The 25,656-nt window shown below is 44.4% G+C and carries 18 protein-coding genes; 8 read left to right on the plus strand and 10 right to left on the minus strand.

Features of this window, described 5'->3' with window-relative positions; all coding sequences use genetic code 11:
• The 3 genes from EYC62_01010 to EYC62_01020 all read right to left on the minus strand — a co-directional run.
• On the minus strand, positions 1-413 hold a 413-nt coding region (locus tag EYC62_01010), incomplete at its 3' end, for a hypothetical protein (protein ID TAH37494.1).
• A complete protein-coding gene (locus tag EYC62_01015; GenBank protein TAH37495.1) occupies positions 413-5,698 on the minus strand; it encodes a hypothetical protein in 5,286 nt (1,761 codons plus the stop codon). The genes EYC62_01010 and EYC62_01015, both read right to left, overlap by 1 nt.
• A 211-nt stretch (positions 5,699-5,909) precedes the next feature.
• Positions 5,910-6,389: a hypothetical protein gene (locus EYC62_01020; GenBank protein ID TAH37496.1), complete on the minus strand. Its 480-nt coding sequence runs from the start codon at positions 6,387-6,389 to the stop codon at positions 5,910-5,912.
• Positions 6,390-6,645: 256 nt separating this feature from the next.
• Between EYC62_01020 and EYC62_01025 the strand changes: the two genes are divergently transcribed.
• Both EYC62_01025 and EYC62_01030 read left to right on the plus strand, forming a co-directional pair.
• Positions 6,646-7,293, plus strand: coding sequence for an XRE family transcriptional regulator (locus tag EYC62_01025; GenBank protein ID TAH37497.1), 648 nt, complete (start codon positions 6,646-6,648; stop codon positions 7,291-7,293).
• Positions 7,293-8,312 carry a hypothetical protein gene (locus tag EYC62_01030; protein ID TAH37498.1) on the plus strand — a complete coding sequence of 340 codons (1,020 nt, stop codon included), beginning with the start codon at positions 7,293-7,295 and terminating at the stop codon, positions 8,310-8,312. The genes EYC62_01025 and EYC62_01030 overlap by 1 nt, the downstream gene beginning before the upstream one ends.
• A 590-nt stretch (positions 8,313-8,902) precedes the next feature.
• Here the strand turns inward: EYC62_01030 and EYC62_01035 are convergent.
• A complete protein-coding gene (locus tag EYC62_01035) occupies positions 8,903-9,766 on the minus strand; it encodes an RDD family protein (protein ID TAH37499.1) in 864 nt (287 codons plus the stop codon).
• 89 nt (positions 9,767-9,855) lie between these two features.
• Entirely contained in the window at positions 9,856-10,053 is a 198-nt protein-coding gene (locus EYC62_01040; protein TAH37500.1) for a hypothetical protein, read from the minus strand.
• Positions 10,054-10,165: 112 nt separating this feature from the next.
• Here EYC62_01040 and EYC62_01045 point away from each other — a divergent pair, with 112 nt between their 5' ends.
• Positions 10,166-10,732 carry a hypothetical protein gene (locus tag EYC62_01045; protein ID TAH37501.1) on the plus strand — a complete coding sequence of 189 codons (567 nt, stop codon included), beginning with the start codon at positions 10,166-10,168 and terminating at the stop codon, positions 10,730-10,732.
• An 8-nt stretch (positions 10,733-10,740) separates the two neighbouring features.
• Here EYC62_01045 and EYC62_01050 read toward each other — a convergent pair whose 3' ends face one another.
• The gene (locus EYC62_01050; protein ID TAH37502.1) at positions 10,741-12,456 is read right to left on the minus strand and encodes a hypothetical protein; all 1,716 of its coding nucleotides are present in this window, start codon (positions 12,454-12,456) and stop codon (positions 10,741-10,743) included.
• Positions 12,457-13,196: 740 nt separating this feature from the next.
• Between EYC62_01050 and EYC62_01055 the strand changes: the two genes are divergently transcribed.
• Complete coding sequence (locus tag EYC62_01055) at positions 13,197-14,084, plus strand: hypothetical protein (GenBank protein ID TAH37503.1); 888 nt, start codon at positions 13,197-13,199, stop codon at positions 14,082-14,084.
• A 10-nt stretch (positions 14,085-14,094) separates the two neighbouring features.
• Here EYC62_01055 and EYC62_01060 read toward each other — a convergent pair whose 3' ends face one another.
• From EYC62_01060 to EYC62_01070, 3 genes are all read right to left on the minus strand, one after another.
• On the minus strand, positions 14,095-15,993 hold the full coding sequence (locus tag EYC62_01060; GenBank protein ID TAH37504.1) for a hypothetical protein: 1,899 nt from the start codon (positions 15,991-15,993) through the stop codon (positions 14,095-14,097).
• Positions 15,994-16,602: 609 nt separating this feature from the next.
• On the minus strand, positions 16,603-17,469 hold the full coding sequence (locus EYC62_01065) for a hypothetical protein (GenBank protein TAH37505.1): 867 nt from the start codon (positions 17,467-17,469) through the stop codon (positions 16,603-16,605).
• On the minus strand, positions 17,438-18,553 hold the full coding sequence (locus EYC62_01070) for a hypothetical protein (GenBank protein TAH37506.1): 1,116 nt from the start codon (positions 18,551-18,553) through the stop codon (positions 17,438-17,440). Before EYC62_01070 ends, EYC62_01065 begins: the two co-directional genes overlap by 32 nt.
• A gap of 340 nt (positions 18,554-18,893) precedes the next feature.
• Here EYC62_01070 and EYC62_01075 point away from each other — a divergent pair, with 340 nt between their 5' ends.
• The 4 genes from EYC62_01075 to EYC62_01090 all read left to right on the plus strand — a co-directional run bounded on the left by EYC62_01075 (position 18,894) and on the right by EYC62_01090 (position 24,473).
• The gene (locus tag EYC62_01075; protein TAH37507.1) at positions 18,894-21,089 is read left to right on the plus strand and encodes a hypothetical protein; all 2,196 of its coding nucleotides are present in this window, start codon (positions 18,894-18,896) and stop codon (positions 21,087-21,089) included.
• Between the two features lie 235 nt (positions 21,090-21,324).
• Positions 21,325-22,656 (plus strand): DNA methylase N-4, encoded by a 1,332-nt coding sequence (locus EYC62_01080; GenBank protein TAH37697.1) that lies wholly within the window; start codon positions 21,325-21,327, stop codon positions 22,654-22,656.
• Positions 22,643-23,044 (plus strand): hypothetical protein, encoded by a 402-nt coding sequence (locus EYC62_01085; protein ID TAH37508.1) that lies wholly within the window; start codon positions 22,643-22,645, stop codon positions 23,042-23,044. The genes EYC62_01080 and EYC62_01085 overlap by 14 nt, the downstream gene beginning before the upstream one ends.
• Entirely contained in the window at positions 23,037-24,473 is a 1,437-nt protein-coding gene (locus EYC62_01090; GenBank protein ID TAH37509.1) for a terminase, read from the plus strand. The genes EYC62_01085 and EYC62_01090 overlap by 8 nt, the downstream gene beginning before the upstream one ends.
• 3 nt (positions 24,474-24,476) lie before the next feature.
• On the opposite strand, the gene EYC62_01095 is transcribed toward EYC62_01090, so the two are convergent.
• Positions 24,477-25,448, minus strand: a complete 972-nt coding sequence (locus tag EYC62_01095; protein TAH37510.1) for a DUF4268 domain-containing protein — start codon at positions 25,446-25,448, stop codon at positions 24,477-24,479.
• Between the last annotated feature and the right edge of the window lie 208 nt (positions 25,449-25,656).

A 25,656-nucleotide genomic window follows, 5' to 3' on the forward strand; every position in this document is an offset into this window, starting at 1 on the left:
AATTTCATAAAAACCTCATAAGGCACTTTAGACCATGTCCATGCTTCCGCCGAGTGAATTTTATTTCCTAGTTTCAACTCCATATCCAGTAATGGAATCAAGTTTGGACTAAGAAAGTCATAGGGAGATTCGGCTTTAATTCGTTCTACATATTGAATGTAATGGCCAGTGTTTTTATCGGTAAAATTCTCTCCAATTTTAGGATGGTCGGGTTGACCTTGTATTAAAGAACACTCTTTGTATTGTCTTTCAATTTTAAGGATGTGGCCAAGTTTCACTTTTCGACCCCACTTCATTTCAATCCCAATTGTTCCATTATCTTCAATGATAATGTCTCCAATTGCATTGCCTTCTGCAAGTTCTGTATCCAGAATCTCTTTTATAATAGGACTTAATGATTCGGGTATGTTCATTATTTCTCTCGATTGTTCTGGTTTTTAAGTAACGATATTGGAGTACTATTTTTACGTGCTATCAAGACTTCAGGATATCTTGCTAGATAAAACTGTTTTCCTCCGCCGGCACCGTCGCTTACATGACTATTTTTCTCGCAAATAGCTGTTGGGATAAACATATCTTCTTTGACAACATATATACTAACTTGAGGTCTGTAGCCTTCTTTTTTGCTTTCAGCTGTTTGCACATGTTTAAAGTATCTCTCTGCGTCTCCATGGCTATGAAACAAAGTATCGATATCAGAAAAGAAAGGTGATGGTCCATGCTCGGTAGCATTGCCTAAAATAATAGTCCCTTTCGGCACGAATTCTAACCTATGATCGTCAATTTTACCATATGGCGGTTTTTCTTGAGCTTTTCTTGCTTTTTCTAGATCTGTTATCGCTTGGCTCCGCTCCCACGCGGCTCTGATTCTTGCCTCGTCTTGCAAGGCGGCGAGGTGTTTTTCTGCAAGGGCTATTCGCGCGCTCTGTTCGATTATTAATGCTTTTGTTTCTTCGGCTCTCGCTAATTCTTGCGCAGCGCGGCGTGTTTCGCCATTGGCGCGGATTCTGGCTTCGGATTCCAGCAATTCTTTATGGGTTTCCTGGGCTTGCTCTTTGGTCTTTTCAGCGCGCAGTTTTTCCTGTTGTAACTGGATCCGCTTCCCTTCAATGATTTGTTGGATCAATTTTTCTGGGTCAGGGCCATCTCCGCCGCCGTTCCCATTGCTTCCATCGCCGTTTCCGCCATTGCCCCCATCGCCATTCCCGCCGCCGCGCCTTGCTTGGGATTCCGCAGCCAATCTGGCTTTTTCTTTTTTGAAATCTTTGCTGCTTAATTCCTGGCTGGTGAAGCCATAGTTGTGCACACAGCCGCCGAAAACGCTATAATATACGTTCTCGTAATCCCCGCTTTCATGCGCTTGTTCCAAGGCGCGGCGCATTTCCGCCGGGGTGCGGAAATGGTCTATCAATGTATTCGGTCTTCGCACGATAATGGGCGGTTGCGTTTTTTCCGTTTCATAAGGCCGCATTTTCGGCAGTTTTTTAAAATCGGGAATATTGCCGGACATCACCATGGCTTGCGCCACCGGGGCCAGGGTGTAGACGGCTTCCAGCAACGCGAATTGTTTGGCGAACAATGGGATCCGGCGCAGGGTATTCACCAAATGGGTGGTGGAATCCCAATTTTTCGTTCTGTATGGCTTTACCTCTTCTTCGTTTTTAAGTTGCCATCTGCCCCATTCAAAAATGTTTACTTGGTCGTGCGCACAAATACTATTGCCGCTATAAGTCAAGCTTGCGCCAACGTTATCCAGGCATATGGCTGCCGCCGGGACATTGATTATGCCATTAACGGTATACTCGGCTTCTACAAGCGCTTGATAGGTCAGGGGTTCGACGCCGTCCAGTTTGCTTAGATCCACGCCGCCATGCGCGAGATATATTTGCTCGACCTTGGCGATGTTGGCGGTATCGTCACTGTCCAATTTGGGCCAGTCGGTGTCGGTTGTTTGCAATTCATTCCGCCAGTCGAATTTTTTTCGAGCTTCCGGCGGAAGATATATCGAATTGGTCGTATATTCCTTCATGATCCGGTCGGTTTCGGTGACCACCGTTCCGACCAGCGTGTCGTGCAGCGATTCGGTCAGTTCTACATAGATGCCGGTATTAAAAACGGGATCCTGCGGCAGGCCTAGGCTGATTCGTTGCTGCAGCATGTTCATAATGATAAGTTCTTGGAAAATTTGCCAAACTTCCTGTTCGCCGATAAGGGCATAGTTCAGAGCCGGAAAACTTAGCCGCGCTTTCCCAGAGCCTATGTTTTCGACCAGGCTGGCATCCAGCTGCAGTTCCAAATCGAATGCGTCGTAGTGAGTGACGAATTTCTTATCTTTGGTTTTTTGATACAAGAACTTTCTAAGCTCTGCCCCTATAAAGCGGCCTTTTTCCAGTCTTTGCGCCGTGGCGGCGGCCAGATCCACGCGATCTTTTTTGCGGGTGGTGCAACTGTTGGCTACAGATGCTCCCATTGCGGCGTAATAAGCGCGAACGGATTTTTGCGATTCATGTTTTGCTTGTTCTATTTTTTCCGCCGGCATATTTTTCTGCATATGCTTTACGATCAGTCTTAATACCGCAGGATCATCCATATGCACGGCCAAACCCAGCGGCGATATAGAACCCATAAAACAAGGAGCCAGTGGATCAGCGCCGCTATTTAGCGCTACACAAATCGTTCGGATGTCTTTTTCGTGGACTGCAATAAATAAGGCATTATTCAAACGTTGCCGGTATTCGGGCATATTTATCGCTTGATTTGGGTATAAGGCGTTTTCCTGGTACACCAATCCGAAAATATTGATTGTATCCTTGACCGGAATTTTTCCGTCAATGGCCCAGTCGACGGCAATTTCCGGCACTCCGGCTTTTACCGCCAGGCTTTGCGGCGTTTCTCCTTTGTAATCCACCACATTCATATCGGCTCGGTATTCGTACAGAATATCGACGCAAGCCTTGCTTTTTCCTTTTACCGCATACATAATTGGCGTACGGTCTTTATAGCACTTTGCGAAAACATTGGCGCCGTTTTTAATCAGATATTCGACCATATGCGGTTTGTTGCCGCGTGCGGCTTCCATCAATGGAGTGCATCCGCTATTGTCCTTGAACTCGATATCAAAGTCCATATCCAATAACTGCTGCATGCAATTCACAGATCCGTTATAAGCGGCCAAATGAATAGCGGATTTATTGTTCGGAGTTGTCGCGTGAATATTGGCTTTGGCGGCGGCAAGCGCCTGCAATACATCCAAATGATCGTTGGCGGCGGCTATCATAAAAGCTGTAGAGCCATATTTTGTGGAATATTCTAAATTTGTGTCCGCGTCTATAAGTCGGTTGACAATTTTCAAATGCCCTTTGCTGGCAGCCAGCATCAAGGCGGTCCAGCCATCCTTAAGTCTTAATTGCACGTTCGCCCTGGCTTTAAGGAAATTTTCGACAATTTCAGTTTGTCCGTTGTGGGCGGCATGCATCAGCGGCGTCCAGCCGGAATTTGTAACTGCGTTCACATTCGCTTTGCGGCGTAACAGCATATCGACGATTTCATGACGGCCATTTTCGGCAGCTCTATTTAATGCGGTAGATCCATATTGATCTTTGCTTTCTATATCGGTTCCATTTTCGATTAGCCTTTCCGCCAATCGGGTATCGCCGTGTTGTGCGGCAAGCACTAGCAGAGACGGAAGACTGGTTTCTGGTTTGCCAAGCGGCGCATCTTTTTCCAGCAACGCCTTAACGCAGGGCCATTCTCTTTCTGCTATCGCTATGTCCAACGCGGTCAAGCCGTTTTTGTTGATATGTTTTAAATTGGCGCCGCGTTGCAAAAGTTCCTGCACCATGGCGCTATGCCCGTAATATGCCGATAAGAGCAGGGGGGTGTCGTTGTCTGAATTGATGATTTCAAGATCGCTGTTGGATTGAATTAGTTCGGGCAAGATTTCCGCAATGCCATACATAGCAGCCGTCAAGACTGGCGAAGCATTATTATTGTCCTCCGGTTTTGTGCTGGCGCTATGTTTTATCAATATTTTCGCGCATGCCGGACTTTTTTGTTCCAGTGCGTAAATCAACAATGTCTGTCCTTTTGGGCCTATCCGCCGCTTCACAGCTTCGGGGTCAATAGCCAATAGCTTGGCTAGAGTGACGGCATTCTGCGATTCGACGGCGTGAAGAAATGGATTGATGGACAGTATTTTCGCGGGTTCCGGAGGCTTAGCCGCCACATTGTTTTGATTGGATGTGGCAGGGGCAGGCAAGTCATTTTGCGGATTGCTCAATCGACGTTCTTTTTCCCGGATCATCGCAGCAATTTGTTTGTGTCCCGATTTTTCAGCCCATTGCAGCGCGGTTAATCCGTGTTTGCAGACCAGTCGTAAATTGCTAAGATTTCTTGTTTTCTTTAATATATCGGCGATGATCTTCGTGTCGCCACATGCCGCGGCCAAAGACAACGCCGTCGATCCATTATATGCCTGTTTATAAAGATTGTCTTCGTTTTTCGTACGGTTTAAAATTAGCCGGGCAGTTTCCAGATCTTTTTGATCCAATGCAAAATGCAGGGCGGTGGTTTTATTTTCATCCTGAAGATATATATCGTTCTCGCTTGCGGTGACGTTTAATATAAATCCGGCGATTACCGGAGATTTGGAATAGGCCGCCAACATCAAAGGCGTGCATCCATATCGATCCGTCCTGTGAATGTCTCCTACGCTGGCTGCTACATAAACCAGAAACTTGGCATCTACTTCATTCCGGGTGATGGCTGCATGATGTAGTTGGTTTCTCCTGTCCGGCCCTTCCGGATTAAAGCCAGGATAGGGAGTTATCAGGCTGTATGGCGTGTGGCCATCCTTGCTGTGGCGAACTAAATCCCGGGTATTTTTTGTTGCCCAACAAATCTTGGCCGCTTTTTGATAATCTTTTGCTATAATGGCCCGGTGCAGGGCCGTAAAGCCGAGATTGTCCGGCTTATGAATGTTTTCCTGATTGGTAGTGCGGCTAAGAATCGTATCTACATAGCTGCCGTTGGCCATCATGAAAATGGTTTCACCATGAATGGTGGCGTGATAAAACTCTCTTTCATCGGTCGTGGATTCGATAATTTGGGCGATCATATACGGGTTGATTTTGGCCTCGATAGCCAGCAATAGGCCGCGATGCACGTTTGCGGCAAATTTTACTAAATTATCCTGGCGAAAATACGCTTTAGCATAACCTTCTAATACTGCGATTATAGCAGCATCGCTAAAAACCCTGCCGTTAGAAGATAGATCAGTTATAATATCTAATCTTTCGTGATTCGATAAATTTTGCAGAACAGCAATCTGGCCATCCAGAGTCATGCTGGCTAAATATTCTTGAACGGCCGCAATTTGCTGCGCATAGGCGGCTTTGCCGCGATTTTCAGAAACCAGAATCAATGCTGCGATGAATTGATCCATATTTGCGCGGCGCAGCATGTGTAGAATCGCCGGTATTTGCCCTTTTTTCCAGGCGTGTAAATAGATAGCGTCCGGATGCAAATCGTGATATGGATAAGAAGGCGCCTCCGGCAGCTGAAATAATTTTTCGACAGGAACGCTGCTGAGCAATTTATCGGCGCCGTTTTTATCGTTCGGATCCAGCTGATCACGCGCCGATCGTATGTCCAAGGCGCTGCCCGATATCCAATTATATAGCTTTGATAACGTATTCACATTAGCCCCAAATTTTAATTGCGCATAGTCTTCCCGGGAGGCTGTTTTAATTTTTATATTTTTATAATATTAAAATATTTACTTAAGATTACAAATCAAAAAGAATCTCTAGGCCGGTTTAAAAGCCTTAATTTCACCTAGCGAGCGATATAAAACTTCGCGCCGGCCCAGAGATCAAGTTAGTCCCAGGGAGGACAAACTTTGCAATCCGCTATGCCCTGCGCAGTTCTAAAATTGGTTGCGGCGGTATATCGCTTTTTACCTTGCGCATTTCAGTCATTACATTTTCTGCAAATGCGATGCCGTATCTTAATTCCAAATATTCATGCAATGCCTGTTCATAGATCTCTTCGGCTTGGTTAGCACTATGCAGCGATGAATCTTGTTGGCGTTGCATTTGATGCAAAATTTTCTGTTGTTCCCGGTAATTGTTCCACATCGCCCGGATACGATTGATGTGCAGGGAATTGGTGCGCGGCGTGTGGCATAATCCCGATACGCGTAAATATTCCGATTTTGCCAGCCACATTCGGTACTGATAAATGCAGGACTGAATTTCGAGGCGGTAAAGCCCGGCTTTGGATCTTGCGCGTTTCAATTGCAACCCGTGCGGCAAATCCTGTTCATTGCATTCGGTGAAAAACACCGGGGAGTGGCCCGGTTCCGTATTGTTTATCGATCTGGTCATCATTTTTAGCTTCCCTATCTTTGCCCCGTTTTGATGTTACGCTTTTCAGTAACGATCGGAGCTTATAAGGACATTATTAAAGGAAGGTTAAGATGTCAACCAAAATTCAATAAAATAATGTTTTAAATTCTATAAAACATATAAAATACATGTTTTATGTTATAAAAACATATATTTTTTGCGGTTTATAGTTGAATAATAGACAGAATTTTAGTATTTTTTCTGTATAAATATAAAAACAAACCAAGAAATTTGAATTATGGACCGCTATCAATTAGCTGCCGCCCGGGGAATGTTAGGTTGGACTCTGAAAGAACTTTCGGAAAAAACCAATATCACCATCGAGGCCATCAATAAGTTCGAACGCGGAGAAGTCGCTAATCCTCGGGAGTCGACTATAAGATTAATTCGCCAATGTTTTGAAGACCATGGAGTGGAATTTATCGATCGTGGCATTCGTCGCAAAGGCGATATCGTCTCTCATTTCGAAGGGGATGAGGCGATCGATAGATTGTTTGACGACATTATCGCAACTTTAAAAAAATATCCTGAAAAAAATTTAGATATTTTTGGTATCGATGAAAAGAAGTTTTTAGATAATTATCCAGAAGAAAATCTGACTGCGCATATCAAGGAAAGACACAAATTGCATATCAAGCAACGCTTGTTAATATGCGAAGGGGATACCAATTACGTTGGGGATACAAGCACCTATCGGTGGGTACCCAAAGAATATTTTAGCACGACTCCTACTTTTGTGTATGGCAGTAAGGTTGCAACCATATTATGGGAACTGCCTCCGCAAATCATTATCGTCAATAATGAACTATATGCCCAGGAACGCCGCCGTAATTTCAATATGATGTGGGAAAAAGCGTTGATGCCGGAAAGAAAGGCGGCGCAATAATGTTGATGTCTTGCACCCATACGGCATTGGAAAGTCGGTTGCAAATGCTGCCTGGTGTTATGCCTTTAACACATCCATCTGCGACAGAAATTTTTAATAATCTTAAGGCCGCGCATTGGAATCCAGAAAAAAACAGCCTGAATCATTCTTTGGCGTATTTTACTTTTACAGGACGCAAGGGCGCATGGCTGTATTACAGCGAAGATACAATAGTTATTTTTTGCTGGCATCCAAATATTAAAAATCAGCTTTTGGTTTATCCCCCGATTGGCCGGGATTTCACGGCGATATATAGATTGTTGGATTTGCTTGCGCCATTATTTTCAGATGTTCGTTTGGCAAGATTCAGCCAGGAAGAGGCGACATATTTTATCGCCAATAATCAATCTGAATCGATTTTCTTTATGAAAGTCATCGAAGAAAATATATTGGATTGGAAATTTGCATCGCCGGTTTTATCCACGCAAAAAGCAACTGAAAAAACCGGTCCGGATTTGCATCTGGTACGCAAGGAATACCGTAAGTTGGATTTGATTCAATTAGAAACGCGGCCTTACGTCAGAATTTATTACGACAGATTGGCAGAAGTAGGACATGTTTATGCGGATTTATTTTTAAGCCAGAACAAAGATTTTGCCCTGGGCGCGGATCAAATTACCCAACCGAATGCGGATATGTTGAATCTTGTTCTGGAGCGCCCGGATTTATATCAATCTTATGTTACTTTGTACAAAGGCAGGGTAGAAGGTTTTTATGTGCTGGAAAAATTCGCCCCGCATTATGCCAACGCCTTGTGGTTTTTATATAATAGAAGCATACGCGGACTTGCTTATTGGCAAATGACCCAATTATGCGAGATGCTGAAGAAAGAAAATATTCACACTGTGAATTTGGGCGGTTCCGAAACAAATGGTATGGATTTTTTCAAAACCCGCTTTCGTCCCATTCAATCATTTTCGGCTTGTTCTATTGATGTGGAATTGATGGCTCAAAAAGCCTTTATTCCAAAAGCGGCTTAATTTAGGTAAATTTTAAAATATCACGCTCTTTCCTGAAACAATTTACGGTTCAGGCGGCGCAGCGCGCGCATGGCGAATTCAAAATCGCGTTTGGTATTGCCTGGCAACTCCTGTACCACACGCTCACGCTAACAATCCCCTACCAACACCATTTCGCCTTTGCGCGTTTTTCTCCGGCGATGATAGCAAAAGGCGAACTGGCAGGAAATGCCGAGAGAAAAGGGGCTATAGTTTTTTAAAAACCGGAGATAATGCGCGGCTGTGTACGCGGGAGAGAATGGAATAGGGCGGCAAGTGTTTGAAATGCTGCGCTGATTTTCAAGGATATACGAACCCGCCAACTCTCGATGAACTAGATGGCGGTGGTCGGAGTGTCGCACGATGAATTCTCTCGTCGATAGGCCGAATTCCCTGCTAACAGGGAAAATAACATAGAATTTGAGTGGTTTTGGCCGGGCGGAAGGCGAACAGCGGAGAAAAATCACGCTATTTCGGTCGATTAGGGCCGTAAACTGGCAAATTCCCTAGAAGAGGAACAGGGAATTTCTAGAACATTGCTGGGAATTATAAATAGGTAGCAGGCTGCTCGATTATTTTAATTGCATCAACGCGAATTCAAGCAATGAAGTCTGGGAATGCAGTACCAGAAGTGAAAGGCCGCCCGTCACGATAAAAATAGCAGTAGGGACTATAAACGGAATCAGCGCCAAGCGGGAGTCTGGCTGCTCCGATACCCAATTATCTAAGGCGGTTTTTGAATTAGATAGCCATGTTTTTATCAGCAAAACGAAGCTTATAATTGCGAATGCGGCAACGGCGTAAGTTGCTACATCAGCCACAAATATTGCTGATTCTGCCAACTGGTGGAAATTTTGTAGTTGTTCCGGCGGCGCGTCATAATCTGAGTTGCTGTTCAGCCATGTAATGTAACTTTTGATGCTCAATTGTCTGCTGGCTTCCCATCCAAATGCAAGCACCCAGACGGCCAGTAAGCTACGATAAGAACGTTGTGCGGATGCAGTTGTGTGCTCTGTCTTGGTTTTAGTGATCCGTTCATGCCAAGTGTGGGATATCTTGGATGCTTTGACGCAATCCAGAAAATAAATAATGGAGGACAGGAAAATAAGGAAATTGCGTGCTAAGGCTGTTCCAAAAGAAATTCGGCTGTCTTGTTCGCTCACAATTTTAATGCCAAAGCACATATGCCCTATGCTGGCTTGCCAGCGGGAGCATTCCATAATTGCGCGGTATAATAAAAAAGCTACTATCGGCAGCAATGCCCATATATTAGGCCAAGAGGTGACAAAATTTATAGTGGTTGCAAGATTTGGGATCGGCATATGGCGATCCCACGGAGATACTGTGTACGGAATTATTGCCCAAACTACAGTGAAAAAAACCAAGACATCCAGTTGCCATGCCAAAAGTCTTTTCCATATATTTGCAGTAACCATACCGGCCTCCCTAGATTGCTGCCGTTATGTGTAACGGCTAATAATGTATTAGTCAATCTTGGGTTGTGGCCGGTATAGCTAGCACAAAATTATTTAGGCGCGTTTTTCTTAATATTTGCGTCCTTCTGCCGGGCGGCACGCAAGGTATCCATTATCTTGCTTAAACGACCTAAATAAATATTCATGGTTAAAGGTGAAAGAGGGGAATATTCTCCATCTTGTTCCATGTTCTTTGTTTCTTTTATAGCCAGTTCCCAAATTCGCCGGCCGATGCGATAAGCATTCAAGACGCGGTGCAGCAAATGCGGGTGGTTTATGGTTTATGCGAGGATTGATTTATCGATATAACAACTGTAGATTGTTATGAATATTAAGACTGAATGTTTCGGAGATATTAATATGAAAAGCTCTTTCGTTTCCATTGTTCTATTTTTAGGAATAATTTTTCTCACTCTTTCCACATCCTTTGCAGAAGAAAGCAAGCCGGAAATTGAAAATGGGATTGCATCACCAAATCAAATCCCTTTACATCAGCTGTGTCCTAATTTACCCGATAATCAAGATGCAACGGATAAAGCATACAACGATATCCGCTGCAGTTGCAGAGAAAAGTATAAAGACTTAATCGATTCTTCGGGCTTGGGTAATATGAAAGAAGGAAACAACCAATATGCTTCGTGCATAAAAGATAATATCGTCAATTTGTCAAAAGATTTCTTTCTTGAGAAAGAGTATTCAAGAAAAGAGTTTTTATACAATTTAGAAAATTCAGAATCTAATTATCGGCGCATAATTAACGGGATTTTTTCTCAAAATAAATCCTGCAGACCTTATTGCGGAATGGATATGGAGGTCTTCGCCTCTGTCCTCGCATTTCAATTTAATGAATCTTTGCTATATCAATTTGTTCAACTTAGAGTTAGAGAAAATATGGGTGTGCCAAAGTTGGAGGCACACCCAAAATAAGATTTGTATTATTTTTTCTTATTTAATTTTCTATCATAGATATTAGATGGATTGCTTGGGCGGAAAGAATCCACGCGTGGTAGCCAGCCCGGATTGTATTTATATTCTGGCTGAGATTTATAATAGTCGCGCCTGGCATCTGCCAATGCCTCCAAATATTCATTTGTTCGACCTTCTTTGTTAATCTGGTTTAATGCACCAATCGTATTCTTTCCAAGAACTCCAGGCACGCCTAAGTTTGCATCTGGAATAACCTTCTTAATTGCCTGCTCAGTCATTCCATAAACAGCGGGTGGTTTTGACATAACATAGGCATCAAAAAGAGCGGCTCGCATTTTGGGATCTTCAATCTCATCAAGTCTTTTATCGTAGTAATATTCATTACGGTAAATGGTTCTAATTTGATCGTCGCTCAAGTCCTTTACATCAGTTGGCCACTCGGTGGCGTTGACATCTTTACGTTTGAGCCAAAGTTTATAGGCTCCAGTACTAATGCCTTTTTGGGTGGGGCCTCCTTTATCTTGCTCTTTTGGTCGATCAGAAAATCCTCCTTCATTGCCTTTTATTATTGGTAATACTTCGTCAAATCTTGCCTCATCTTCTGTTGAAGGGTTTTTCTTACCAGAGAGAGTCGGCGGAGGGGAATTATTGGAATTTGGCCCTTGCTGCCAATTGCCTTTATCATCCAGGGTTTCACCGCGCGCCTGGCGTTCGTTCATCTCCTTCAATTGTTGTTGCAGCCAGCTATCTTGTGATGGGGCGGTCGGGTTCTTAAACGGCGGCATGGCCGGACCATAAGTTTCCTGCGGCATTTGATCGGCGCCAGGCATCGGGGGGCCATATTCTTCGGCATTGGCAGTATTTGCGCCGCCTGCCGCGCCGTTGGCGACGCTGCCAAGCAAGTTGAGGGCTGTTCCGGCTTTTTCACCGCCAAGGCCAGTCGCGCCTGCAACCGTTCCTGCGAGGTTAGCGCCTTTGCCAATCAGTTCCATAACCGCCCCGACCCCCGGGATAAAGCCGAGCGCTTGGCCGATGCCGCTGCCCAAGAATCCCGCCGCTTGATTGACCAATGTGCTAGCGGTGTTTTTGACATCGCCCATAAAGTCGCCATAGGATTGTTCAGGCTTCGGTTCCGGCATATGTTCCACAAACTGCGGTGCGTTATCTTTGATCTGACCGAAGGCATAATCTTTGTATGCATTGTGCCAGTTGCGGCTCAATTGTGCGCCGGTGGTATTGTCCTCGGTTTCCGGGAAACTGGGTAAATATCGCGCATCCTGCGCCGGTTGGATGTTCCACCGCGTCAGCCAATCATTTTGTCCGGCATCGTCGTTCCAAGGCTTAGGGAACAGGGTGGTTGGACCAAAATCGCCCGACAATGGCGGGCGGGGGCGTTGCGGCGGCTTTTCCCAAATTCCGCCATCTTCCGGCCAGCCGTAATCGGTGGTTTCGGGAAACGTCGGCGTGGGATCGGGATAACCGGCCATCGTCGGTTTTGGCCGGGTGAATACCTGGCTAAGACCTGAAATCAAATCCAGGACCGGATATCCGCTGTTAGGCAGCGTTACCGGCTGCGGCATGGGTTGTGGTCTGGGCGTTGCCACAAGCGGCGTCATAAGATTGTTGGCATCATAGGAATTGAATCCTGGCCCGAACCCGGCGTCGGGGTTGGCGGGGCGGCCGGCGCCAAATATAAAGTCGCCGGGAGGTTTTCTGTAGAACATGTGATTTTCCTCTATAAAGGTTGTTTGCGCACAAAAAAATCCGCCCCGACATGCGTCGTGCGGACGTAAAAAACCCGCTTCGCCAGAGGCGTAGCAGGTGATTTTTGACCCGTCGGTCAAATGATTACACTTATGTAAGTATGGCAAAAATGTACTACAAAAGTTTCACAAAGTCAAGTTTTTGCCGGCGAATTTTGGCGGAAATCGGCTTCAACTTATTGATGCTATTCAGAAAAAATATTTTTTGGAACTAGATACACTTTTGATAAGTTTTATAAGTTGCACCATTTTACTTAGCGCGGAGTCATGCACCAATACCACTTCGCCTTTCGGCATTTTTCTCCGGCCATAATAGCAAAAGGCGAACTGGCGGGAAATGGCTGGAGAAAAGGGGCTATAGTTTTTTAAAAATCGGAGAGAATGCGGGCTTATGTGCGCGGCAGAGAATGGAATAGGGCAGCAAGCGTTTGAAATCTTGTCTCAATTCCGCCGATTACGCGAACCCGCCAACTGTCTCGAAACTAGATGGCGGTGGTCGGAGTGCAGCATGATGAATTCTCTCGATCTATAGGCCGGATTCGCTGCGAACAGGGAAAATAACAGAGAATTTTGGCGGTTTAGGCCGGGAGGAGGGCGATTAGCGGATAAATTGGCTGGAATTGCAGATATTTAAAATAGTACAACCACAAATTCCCTAGAAAAATAACAGGGAATTTTTATAATGGAGCAGGGATTTTTTATTGCTGAAGGAGGATAATGTGTCTGCGATTAACTGGAGAAGATTGCTTGCTTGGCAATTAGATTGGATATTGTGTGTTATATTTATTCAAATAGTTGCTAATTTTTTTTCTATTAAGCAACTTCAATCAGCAATTATTCCAAATACTGGCCTTCATTTAGATCTTATTTTGGGTCTTACTATAACCACTCATATTTTATCTCTAAGTGTGCCATCAATCGATATGCTTATACCTATAGCCTTTTTCTTACTATACCGTTCTGCTATGGAATCCTCAAAGCAGCAAGGAAGTCTAGGGCATATGTTTTTTGGGTTGAAGGTGACAAACAGCCTTAATAATCGGGTATCTTTTCTTGTGTCTATATGGAGAAATTTTTTAATTTTTATTTCTTCTATTGTTTTGTTTTTAGATTGCTGGAAATCACTTCGTTCTACTTCAACATGGCATGATCGCGTTACGAAGACCAGAACCATAGAGTCATCATCAGAGTTAAAGTTTTATCGCGGGTTGCTAATAACTTATATATGTTCATTTGGTTATTTAGCGATTATCACAGAAAAAACGCGACATTATGTAGAGTGGCTTAGCCAATATACAGACGCTATGAATTCAGAGGAAATTCAACGGCAGGCTAATCTAATAAAACTATTCAATATATTGTGTGATGGGGTATTATATATGGCAGCGTTTATAGTTGCTATAAGCCTTTTCTATTTACTGAAAAGTTTGATGCAGAATCGGAGCAAAACATTGGTATTGCAGCAAGAAGCCTACCTGGCTTTGGCCGTATTTTTATGCCCTCCGATAGCTTCCATTATGCTGGGAGCGTTTTCTTTATATATTTTATATGAACAAAATCAGGCCTTGATAAATTCAATACCTAATTAGCTATACATCGTTATTTTTTCTTTGATCCGGGAAGCTTTTCTTTTGCTGGATTATTTTTGAGCGCGTTTATTAATTGACTGCGGGTAAGCTCATTAATGCTGCGATCTCCGACAGAAACTATGCCGTCGGATTTACCGTTACCGGCTCTCATTTTTTGATCTAGTTTCTTGATGTTTTCAAGAATGGTTGCGTTCCTATCGTTGCCTGCGTCCTTATTTACTTTAATCATGTCATCAATATTTCGTAAATGCTGTTGAAATTCTTTCTCAGTAATTTCATTTGCGATAGGTTTCGCGATCATATCTATAGCTTTAGATGTTAAAGGTCCTCCAAGTGCGCCAGCGGCTTCCAGAGACCAATCCAAAGTTTTGGCTTGAGTAGTCGGAGAAATTTTACGTGGATCAAAAGGAGTCTGTTGCTGAAGTGGATTCTGATTGTCCATATCTTTCGGCATCTCCGGCCCATATTCCTTAGGTTCCGGTTTCGGCGCGGGCAGCGGCGGACGATTCGGATCGAACGGCGAAGGCGGCATTTGATCTTTCGGCCAGCTTGGATAAGGCGGATTAGGAAGATTTAATTCGGACCCTTCTGTCGCCTGATCGAATCTTTTTTCCTGCAACGGCGGTATTTGAATTTCATCATTGAATTCGGCGGGACGTGGAACGCCGAGCGCTTCATACGGATCGAGTCCCGCAGATTCCGCTTCATCCATTTTGCGCCAGATTTGTTCGGGCGAAGGAAAATATTCGCCGGGCTTGATATCGAATTTAGGATCGAAAACAGGTGTTTGTTGCATCTGATCGGCGTTGGGCATCGGAGGGCCGTATTCCTCGCCACTTCCCGCACTTGCGCCGCCCACTGCGCCGTCGGCGACGCTGCCAAGCAAGTTGAGGGCTGTACCGGCTTTCTCACCGCCCAGGCCAGTTGCACCCGCGACCGTGCCAGCGATATTGGCCGCATTACCGATCAGTTCCATGACCGCGCCCATACCAGGAATAAAATTCAGGGCTTGACCGAGTCCGCTACCCAATAATCCTGCGCCTTTGTTGAGCAAAGTGCTCGCTACGTTCTGCATCTCGCCCATGAAATCGCCATAGGATTGCTGCGGCTGCGGTTGTGGCGCATGTTCAATAAATTGCGGCGCGTTTTCTTGGATTCTATCGAACGCATATTGTTTATAAGCGTCATGCCAGTTGCGGCTAATTTGCGCGCCGGTACTGTTATCCTCCATACCGGGATAATCCGGTAAATACCGCGCATCTTGCGCCGGTTGGATTCCCCAGCGATCCAGCCATTTGTTTTGTCCGTCATCATCTCTCCAGGCCGGGTCGAAAGCATCCGCTAGCGAAAATCCGGGTTGCGGTTTTGGTTCTCTGACAATGGCATAATCAACATCAGGCTGTCCCAACAAAGGCTGCGGAAATTTTCTCAGCGGCGGGCTTGGACGTTCATCCATCGGATAGCGTTTGATCGGCTTGCCCCATTCGTCATATTCGACGGGACGATCTGCCACCCAGCCAAAGTCGTTGCTAGGGCCGATGTTAAAGCCCGGATCGATATCAAAAATGTCACCTGGCCTTTTGCGTGGTGGGCCGTAATCGGGGAAATCGCCGCCAAAGCCGCCTTGCGGCTGCGTTTCGGGAAATGTTGGAGTCGGATCGGGACCGACCATCGTCGGTTTTGGCCGCGTGAATACCTGGCTAAGACCCGAAATCAAATCCAGCACCGGATATCCGCTGTTAGGCAGCGTTACCGGCTGTGGCATAGGTTGTGGCCTGGGCATTGCCACCAGCGGCGTTATCAGATTGTTGGCATCATAGGAATTGAGCCCCGGCCCGAACCCGGCGCCGGGGTTGGCGGGGCGGCCGGCGCCAAATATAAAACTGCCGGGAGGTTTTCTATAGAACATGTGATTTTCCTCTATAAAGGTTGTTTGCGCACAAAAAAACCCTGCTTCGCTAAAGCTACGCAGGGCGCAGTCCGCCCCGACTCGCATCGTGCGGACATCCGCCTTCGCTTACGCTCCGGCGCGACAAATAAAAAAACCCGCTTCGCCAGAGGCGTAGCAGGTGATTTCCTTTTTAAAATGGCCCGTCGGCCATGATGTTTTAAAAAGCGATTACACTTGTGTAATCATGACAAAATCCTACCATAAAAGTTTCGCAGATTCAAGTTATGCCGGAAAATTTTGATGGAAACTAAGGTCAAACCATGGGTGCGGTTCAGAAAAAATATTTTTCGGGGTGGATACAGTTTTTAATAAGCGGAAAAAATTTTGTACATGACTACATGTTTGGTAGGGCGGTGGTTGGAGTCGCGTGCGCGGTTTTCTCTCCTGCACGGTTCAAAATACCCTGGTAACAGGGAAAATAACAGAGAATTTGGGTGGTTTTGGTTGGGCAGAAGGCGAACGGCGGAGAAAAAGCGCGTGATTGCGGTGCGTTAGGACCGCAAGCTGGCGGATTCCCTAAGAAAAGATCAGGGAATTTTTTGTAGATAGCAGGGAAAGCTTAGCTTATTAATGGCAGCTTAGTTCTGCGCCGTAATCAGGAGCCGAATTAATTTCTGAGATATATTTTTGTAGAGATGTATAGGTCAAAGGTATTTCATACATATCATCTATATAGGTATTTTCATTGAAATTTGATTGGGACGCTGTTGCCCTAGCTTCATCTAATAAATACTTGATGCGTTCATCATTATTAAATGACTCTGGAGTAAAGTTTTCCGACACATAACGGAAATCACGCATATGTTTGGCGGCAAGCGCGGCGAAAATAGATCTATTTTGCACATCTTTAAATTCCGGCGGTTGGATCTTTACATAATTATCCGTGCTCACAATAAAATACATTGGCACTGCTTCACGCCTTGCTCCAAAACCGTAATTGATAGAATAGGGAATAATATTATCTTTCATCCTGGATGAGGATGTTCTGGTTTCACCGTTTGCGATACATTTATCCGTAACAACATAATTGTTCCAATAATTCTGTGCACCACAATTAGATATGACTGAAACAACAACAGCATTTTTTTGGATTGGCGTAATTTGTAAAAACTTCCGCTGCTTTAAGTAATCTTTCAAATTGGGTATAATGCCACCAAAAGTGCAGCCTCTAATATTCATTTGGTTTAGAGTATTTCCCAACTTGTCTTGCAGCACAATAGAGCCCGTATACTCTGTATTATCCTTCGCTTTTATATAATACAGGTTAAAATTCAGTTTGTTGTATTGCATTTCTTCGGTGAAGTTAACCACCCATTTTCGTTTTTCCGGTGCAGCATATGCTAAATTACAGTAGCCTATAATAGCCATCACAATTAGCAAACTGAGAGTGGGTTTAAAGAGCCTATTGTTTAGATATTTCTTTGTCACGGGCATTAATATCTCCAATATATTTAGTATCGCTGCCTTTTCCTGATGAAGAATTATAGTATGTCTTCCAGTAATTTGCTCTACCAACTAAATCAGCAGAGGATGGAATTTCTTTAGGTATTGTAAGCAACTTTAATCTGGCTGCAAGAGCAGAATACAAAGGCGACGTTAAGTCTTCATATTTTACGTTGTTCCAGTCGATGCCTAACTCATCTTTTATTTTCTGATGATATTTTTTTAACCTCGGGTGAGATTGTATATTTTTAGTTTCTCCTAGAGTGCTTCTCTCTATTTGCCATATGCCACCGAAATAATCTTCTCCATCTTTAGGAGTGAAAGTGTTCTTATCTTTGCCATACTTGGTTTCAACCCATGCGATATCCTTAAGATAATCACCGTGGCCAAATAGGTTTCCTACCGTATTAGCAGCTTTAGTAACTGCTTCTTCTCCGGTTTGATAGGGTTTAGTGATATCTATATCCTGGGGTGTCTCTACCACAGATTGTGGTTGCTCTTGTATGTTTAAAGTAGGCCAAGTGTTTTGTTCTTGGTAAATAGCCGGGTTTTTGAACGGTGGCATCGCCGGGCCAAAAGTTTCTTGTGGTATAGGCGGCTGTAACATGGTTGCGATAAATTCATGGTACGACTGATCTGGTTGCGGTTCCGGCGCGGTGAAATCTGGAAAATGATTTTGTACTGCGTTAAAGGCAAAATCTTTATGAACGTCATGCCACGCCCTGCGAATTTGATCGCCGAGTCCGAGGCCTGCAGCGGAGTCGTTTAAAACTGGATAAGATGGTAAATCCGGCATGCCAGGGCTGCGTTCTATACCCCAGGTTTGATTCCAATTCTTCCAATCATCATTGGATTTGTCGTTTGGCATAAAGATCATGACGCCGGGATCGGGTTTAAATTCAGCCTGTTGTTCGACATAAGGCGGAGTGCGATAATCGGTTGGAATAATTTTTGGCTTTCCAACCATGCCGCCGAGGCCGGTGATCAAGTCCAGCAACGGCGATAGGCTTGAGCCAGATTGCGAAGAAAACGGATCATAGCCAAACAGCCCGCCGCCAGGTGGTTTAAAAAACATGGTTGTATCCCTTTATAAAGATTGAATTTGCGCATAAAAAAACCCGCTTCGCCAGGGGCTTAGCAGGTGGTTTTCTTTGACCGTTTGGTCAGTGATGTGATTTATAACTTATATTATTTGTATCACAAAAATTCTCATTTGTCAATAGATCTGGAAAATCTTTTTTCAATTTGCGTGATTTTTTTTACTTAATTACTTAAGTGAAGTCTAAAAAATATGTCGTAAATATTTTTTCAAGAAAATAACAAGGAATTCTTTTGAGCATAGCAAGGGTATCTTTATATCAAAATCAGTATTTGCAGGTATTTCCACTTCCATTCAGATGAGATATAAACTTATTATGTCTAAATCTACTGACTCTAGTTTGCCCCGTTTATTTGACAGTATTATCAGTATAATACCGGTTGAAGATGCTGATCCTTATAAAGCTAGTATCCTCCAAGGTTTTGAGCGCAGCCTATTAAAAAATTCTTGGCTCATACAATTAGTAAATGCGTTGCCTAGCACAATATCAGAACTTGCACCGGACTTGCAGGAAGTACGGCTTCCCCGACGTATATCTGGTCAATGCCCAATAAAATGGTATGCCCAGTCTCATAAAGCACTTTCTAGTATGATAACGCCAATTTTTAGACCTTTCTTGCTGTTTATACTTGGACAAGAGCAAGACATAAGAAAATATCAAAGTTGGATCGATGCTCATCCTTTTCCTTTAACTGTCCTTGCTAAGGATGGGGGTACTTTTACTTATGAAGACTTTTCGCTTGATGCGCTAAGATGCTCATTTTTGAAAATATGTGATTCATTGGATGGTAAAGTGCATTCAGGAGATGTGTTAGAAGCAAGAAAACATTTAAGTCAATGGGTAGAACCACAGGGTCGAGGATTGGGGTATAAAGTTGGAGGGCATTATGCAACTTATCCTAATATATCGGCGCTTGAAGTGGCAGGATTTAGAGATAATTTATATGGAAGATTTGAAAAGATTAATCAGGGGCTAGCTCCTTATGTTGAAGAAATTGTAAAAACCACTAAATCAGTAATTCAAGAGCGTAACTGCATCGGAGAGCGGCTCGCAAATCAATATTTTAGAAAGCCGCCGGGATTAAATTTATTTACGCCCGCCATTTATCCTCACTTTAGAGAACTTCCTATAGCGAATGCTCCGCTATCAAAAAATGACAAAAAACGATTTCACGAGATGTGTAGAGCTTTTTATCGGCAAAGAGGTTACGCGTTTGAAATAGAATCAGCTTCTCAGGCAAAAGCAATATTAGGTATAGCGCCTAATCAAGGACCAGATCCTCACTTTTTAATACATGAGCGGACTACAGAAATTAAATTGGCAACAGAATGCGTGGCAACACTTGCTGCATCTGAAATTTCTGCAGTTATAAGATTGCCAAATGCTATAAATCGTACCGCAGGCTCAGTTCGTCAATTAGCTAATCTATATCGCGCAGGGTCTGTTAAAAAGTCAAAACTCATAAGAAGTTTTCGAGCAGTACAAGATCAAATTACATCATCTATTCCATTGGACTTTATTCCATTTATTGAGTCAGCTGAGAGTGGGATACGTATCATTGCAGACGCACACATTGAATGGATGAATATTAAAGGTTTGCCGCTTTGTGTTCAAAAAGATGTGACAAGAATACCGGTTACTCCAGGTAATTTGTTTATTGAGCAAGTTTTGTCAAAGATCTATATTCATCTAAGCCAGGCCTCTTTTCACGAAGTGCTAATTTTAAGTGCTCTTCGAGAAGACGATCCTATTAGTAATTTCTTGAGTATCGCGATTAAAACTTTTTTGCCTCATCTTGATGGAAAAGTACGTATACGAACTGAACGTGTTGCAAAAGAAAGTGAGATGATTGATGCTTTAAATTCTTTTGGTGGCGCGATGGTTATATTTGATGGACATGGAAAGCATGAACCTAATCAACCAGCTAAACTACAGTTAATAGAAGAGGATATAGACATATGGCAATTGCGCTATAAAGAAGTTCGTATGCCGCCAATAGTAGTATTAAGTTCTTGCGATACGCATGCTGCGGATAGAAACCATGCTTCAACAGCTAATGGTTTCTTATCTTTAGGCGCTCGTACGGTCTTAGGTTCTGTTTTCCCCATTAATGCTATGGATGCTTCAAGCTTTATCGCCAGGCTGCTGTATAGAATAGTTGAGTTTATTCCCAGTGCGCATAAATTGTTTGGCCGTTCATTAACATGGATGGAAATAATGTCCGGAATGATTCGGATGCAGCTTCTAACAGATTTCTTAAGGCGTTTGTTAAATAAAAGGATCATTGATTTGCAGATATATGAGTCTGTACATATGGAAGGTAATACTAAAATTAATCTTGGCGAAGATTGGCCTTTTGAGTTTGTAGTCTCAAAACTGATTGATGTAGGAATTGACGAACAAATTGTACGAAAAGAATTGTATGAAGCGGCTATAAGTTCAACCGCTATAAGTTACTTGCAACTCGGGCGTCCTGAGACAATCATTGTTCATCCAGATAAATCTGCATAAGTCACAGAAAATACATTAACCCTCAATTCTACTAATACAATTGGTGATGCGGACGTGATTCGGTAGACAACCCGAGAAATATGTCACATAAAAATTACATTTGCCGCTTTTTTGTGCGCGTAGAAATTTTTTGAATCAAGAAACCAGGTTTACTTAAACGCGCCTGATCCGTCACACTATAAGTATACCGCCGCAATTATACGGCGGCATAAACAGGAAGTGACGAATGGATCCAATCAGAAAATCAACGGTGTTGCTGGATAAGATCGCGTATTTAAGGCTCGATCAATTGCGGCAAAACCCAAAAAATCCACGCAAACATAGCCGTCAGCAAATTGCCAAAATCGCGGCATCGATTCGTGAGCACGGCTTTAATGTGCCCATTTTAATCGATGAGAAATCGGTCATTTTGGCCGGTCACGGGCGATTGGAAGCAGCAAAATTGCTGGGAGTGGGCGAGGTGCCTACGCTCAGTATCGCGCATTTGACCGATGCGCAGAAAACCGCCTTTACCATCGCCGATAACAAATTGACCGAAATGGCGGAATGGGATTTTGAATTGTTGTCCGCCAATTTTCAGGAGTTGCTGTCGCTGGATTTTAACGTCGAATTGACAGCGTTTTCCACGGCTGAGATCGATTTGTTGATCGATCCCGGCGTATCGGTCAGGCCACAGAAGGAAGAAGATGTGGTTTTACCATCGCCGGATCAAATCGCGGTTTCCAAGCCGGGCAATTTATGGTTGCTGGGCGATCACCGTCTATATTGCGGCGATTCCACAATGGCAGAAAGTTATTTTACGTTATTGAACGGCGAGAAAGCGCAAATGGTATTCAGCGATCCGCCGTATAATGTGCCAATCGATGGGCATGTGTGCGGTTCGGGTAAAATCAAGCACCGGGAATTTGTCCAGGCATCGGGCGAAATGCGTCCCGATGAATTCACGGCATTTCTGCGGTCTGTATTTATCAATACGAAGTCATATTCGGCGGATGGATCGATTCATTATTATTTTATGGATTGGCGGCATATCGCGGAAATTACCGCTGCAGGTCAGCCCGTATTCGGGCCGCTGAAACAATTATGCGTTTGGAACAAAGACAATGCCGGGATGGGCAGTTTTTACAGATCCAAACATGAATTGGTATTCGTTTTTAAAAACGGCGATGCGCCGCATATCAACAATTTTGAATTGGGCCAGCATGGGCGGTACCGGACCAATGTTTGGGATTACGCAGGTGTCAATTCGTTAGGGTCTAATCGTATGGCGGATTTGCGATTGCACCCGACGGTCAAGCCGGTTGGGCTGGTGGCCGATGCTATCCGCGATTGTTCCAAACGCAACGGAATTATTTTGGATCCGTTTTGTGGCAGCGGCAGTACGATTATCGCTGCCGAGGGGACAGGCAGACGGGCCTATGCCATCGAAATCGATCCGTTATATGTCGATACCGCCATCCGCCGCTGGCAAAAAGAAACCGGGCAACAGGCCCGGTTAGCAGCAAACGGTAATAGTTTCAACGATCAAGAAAATTTAAACAGGGAGATGAACCATGACAGAAGATAATACCGAAGAATCCAAGCCCGAATATGAAATTGGTTATAGAAAGCCGCCCAAAAACACCCGGTTTTCGCCTGGCAAAAGCGGCAATCCCAAAGGGCGTCCTAAGGGCGCGAAGGGTTTGTCCACGGTGTTTATGGAGGAAGCCAATAAGCGCGTTACCGTACGCACAGGAAACAGTACGCAAAAACTTACCCAGATCCAAGCCATTATCAAGCGGCTTTTTCACAAAGCTATGGAAGGCGATTCACGGGCCATTGCAAAAGTTGTCGAGGTTGGACGCATCATTGAACCTCAGCTGACGTTGGCTGAGACGGAACGTCAGGATGTGACGCAAGAGGATGAAGCCATTATTCAAGATTTATTGCGCCGTAGAGGAATGAATAATGACTAAAATCGAAGAGAAAACCATCCATGCCGCGTTGCGAAGCGATTTTACCGCTTTTTGTTACAAAGCTATCAGTACTTTGCACCCGGAGATCGGCGTTTTGCCCAGCTGGCATATTGAAGCAATCGCGCATCATCTGATGCAGCTGGGCAAAACCGATACGCGGCGGCTGATTATCAATTTGCCGCCACGGCAATTGAAATCCACTATTCTGACGGCATGGGCAGCGTATTTGATGGGGCATAATCCCGCCTTGAGAATCATCGTCGCTTGTTACAATGACAGCTTAACCCGTAAACAACACCGCGATTTCCGTAAAGTTCTTGAATCGTCTTGGTACCGGAAGGCGTTTCCACAAATGGCGGGAAAGCCAATTAAGGATACTGAAACGGAATATGTCACCGCGCAGCAGGGTTATCGCTTCGCTACATCGGTAAGCGGCACTTTGACTGGACGCGGCGCGGATATTTTGATTGTCGACGATCCGATCAAAGCCGACAACGCGTTTTCGGAAGTCGAACGGAATAACGTCAACGAATGGGCGGTTGGCACTTTGTTTAGCCGTTTGGACGATCCTGCCAAAGGAATTATCGTTGTGGCGATGCAAAGACTGCACCAAAATGACTTAAGCGGATTTTTGCTGGCAAAACCGGGTTATGAAGGGATGATTATTCCTTCCATCGCGCCAAAGGACGAGTTGCCATTCGCGCTGGGTGAGGGCAGGTTCCACCGGCGTCAAGAAAATGAAACGATACAGCCAAATAGGCTTAGCCACGGCCAGTTAATGCAAATCCGCGAGGAGATGGGTTCGATTATCTTCAGCGCCCAGCATCAGCAACAGCCGGTGCCGGAAGAAGGGCTGATTTTCAAGGCGGAGTATTTTAAAGACGGATTTCTGGCAAATGCCTTCCCGCCCATGGAAGAAATTGTGATTAGCTGGGATACCGGATCGAAAACAGGATCGCATAACGATTATTCCGTGGCTACCGTATGGGGAATTCGCGGAAAATTCAATTATCTGCTCCATGTGCAACGGGAACGGTTGGAATATCCCATGCTGGAGCACAGAATTAATCAGTTAGCGGTTCGTTATAAGGCCTGCACGGTTTTAATCGAAGATGCCGCGTTGGGTACGGCATTGATCCAATCTTTGCATAAATACGCCAAATTTAATGTGATTGGTATTAAGCCCAAAGACGATAAGATTATTCGCGCCCGTATTGCCAGCGCGGCGTTCGAAGCAGGAAAAGTAATGACTCCAACCGAGGCGTTATGGAAAGCGGATTATTTGGCCGAAATGCTGGGCTTTCCCAATACTAAATACGATGACCAAGTCGACAGTACGACCCAATATTTGTTATGGCGAAACAGCCGGTATGAAATCCCCGTCGTTGGGCCATATTTTGAGATTCGTTCGGATGTAGGGTATCGCTAATGCCTAAGAACGCGCTCGCGCTTCTTCGACAATTTCAACTAGATAAGGAGTAAATACTTCCTTTAAACGAACCAAATGTTTTGCGGCCCATTCTTGCATCGATTTATGTTGGCCGACATCGTCGATTTTGCCGGGTGTATTTACGGCTATACGGCAATAGGATCTTTCACCGCCTCGATCCCATTCCAGTACTTGTCCAAATTTGGTTTCAATTTCATTTTTATAAGATACTAAATGATCAAATATCGCTTTGTTGGCTTCATTGCGATTGGTGCCTATGTAAAGTTCACAGCGGAATAATTCATTGCCTACAAATACCGTGGAATATTTAATATCGGTATAGCCGGAACTAAAACTATGCCAGCGTTGTTCGAATGCCACCCGCGCGTTGGTAAAGCGATGTTTTTCACGCATGATATCCACTAATCCTTGGAAAAACGGCTTGAAACGCAATTCGCTAGGATCAATGGGCGTACTAACCATGTTTTGGGGTTTTACCACCGGAAAAAATCTAACTGCCGGGCGGGAATCATCGATACGGATAGTTTCCACCTCTATGGCAAAAAACCAGGGGCCATTCGGCATTTTACTGTTCAGCCAATCTAATGCGCGTCTGTGTTCTTCCCGTAACGCATTGCATACCCATATCATAATGACCCCGTCTAACCCGCCAGCATAAGTCAATAATTTGCCGAAATGATCGTGATCGGAATTGCCCAGCTGGTTTTCAATGATAATGGTCCGATTGGTGCCCACTTCTTTGGCAACGATGTCGACCATATAATTGCCGACATATACTTCGCGCTGCCGATCCACTTGATCGATGTCGATACCGATTTCCTTGCCAATTAATTCTAAATTATCTAACAACCAGGGAGTAAAAGTATGTTCTTCATGTGCCCAAACATCGCGTGGGTTATGGACGACCAATTTTCCAAGATTGATTGATGAGGTAAGATTTAGTGCTTCTGACATTACAAGCTCCTTTATTTAATTCGGAGCCACCCATTGGTGGCCGGGAGTTTGTAAATCGTATAAGCACGACTGCGACACTCTTTAGCCGCGAGGCCTGGACATACAGTGCCGCCTCCCGACCATAATGGTCAGAGGCAGCATCAGTTCCGGTCGATGCAAAACCGGCTTATACGAGGTTACAACACCCCATAAACACGACATTAGCGTA

The sequence above is a fragment of the Alphaproteobacteria bacterium genome (assembly GCA_004295055.1).
Taxonomy (GTDB): Bacteria; Pseudomonadota; Alphaproteobacteria; order SHNJ01; family SHNJ01; genus SHNJ01.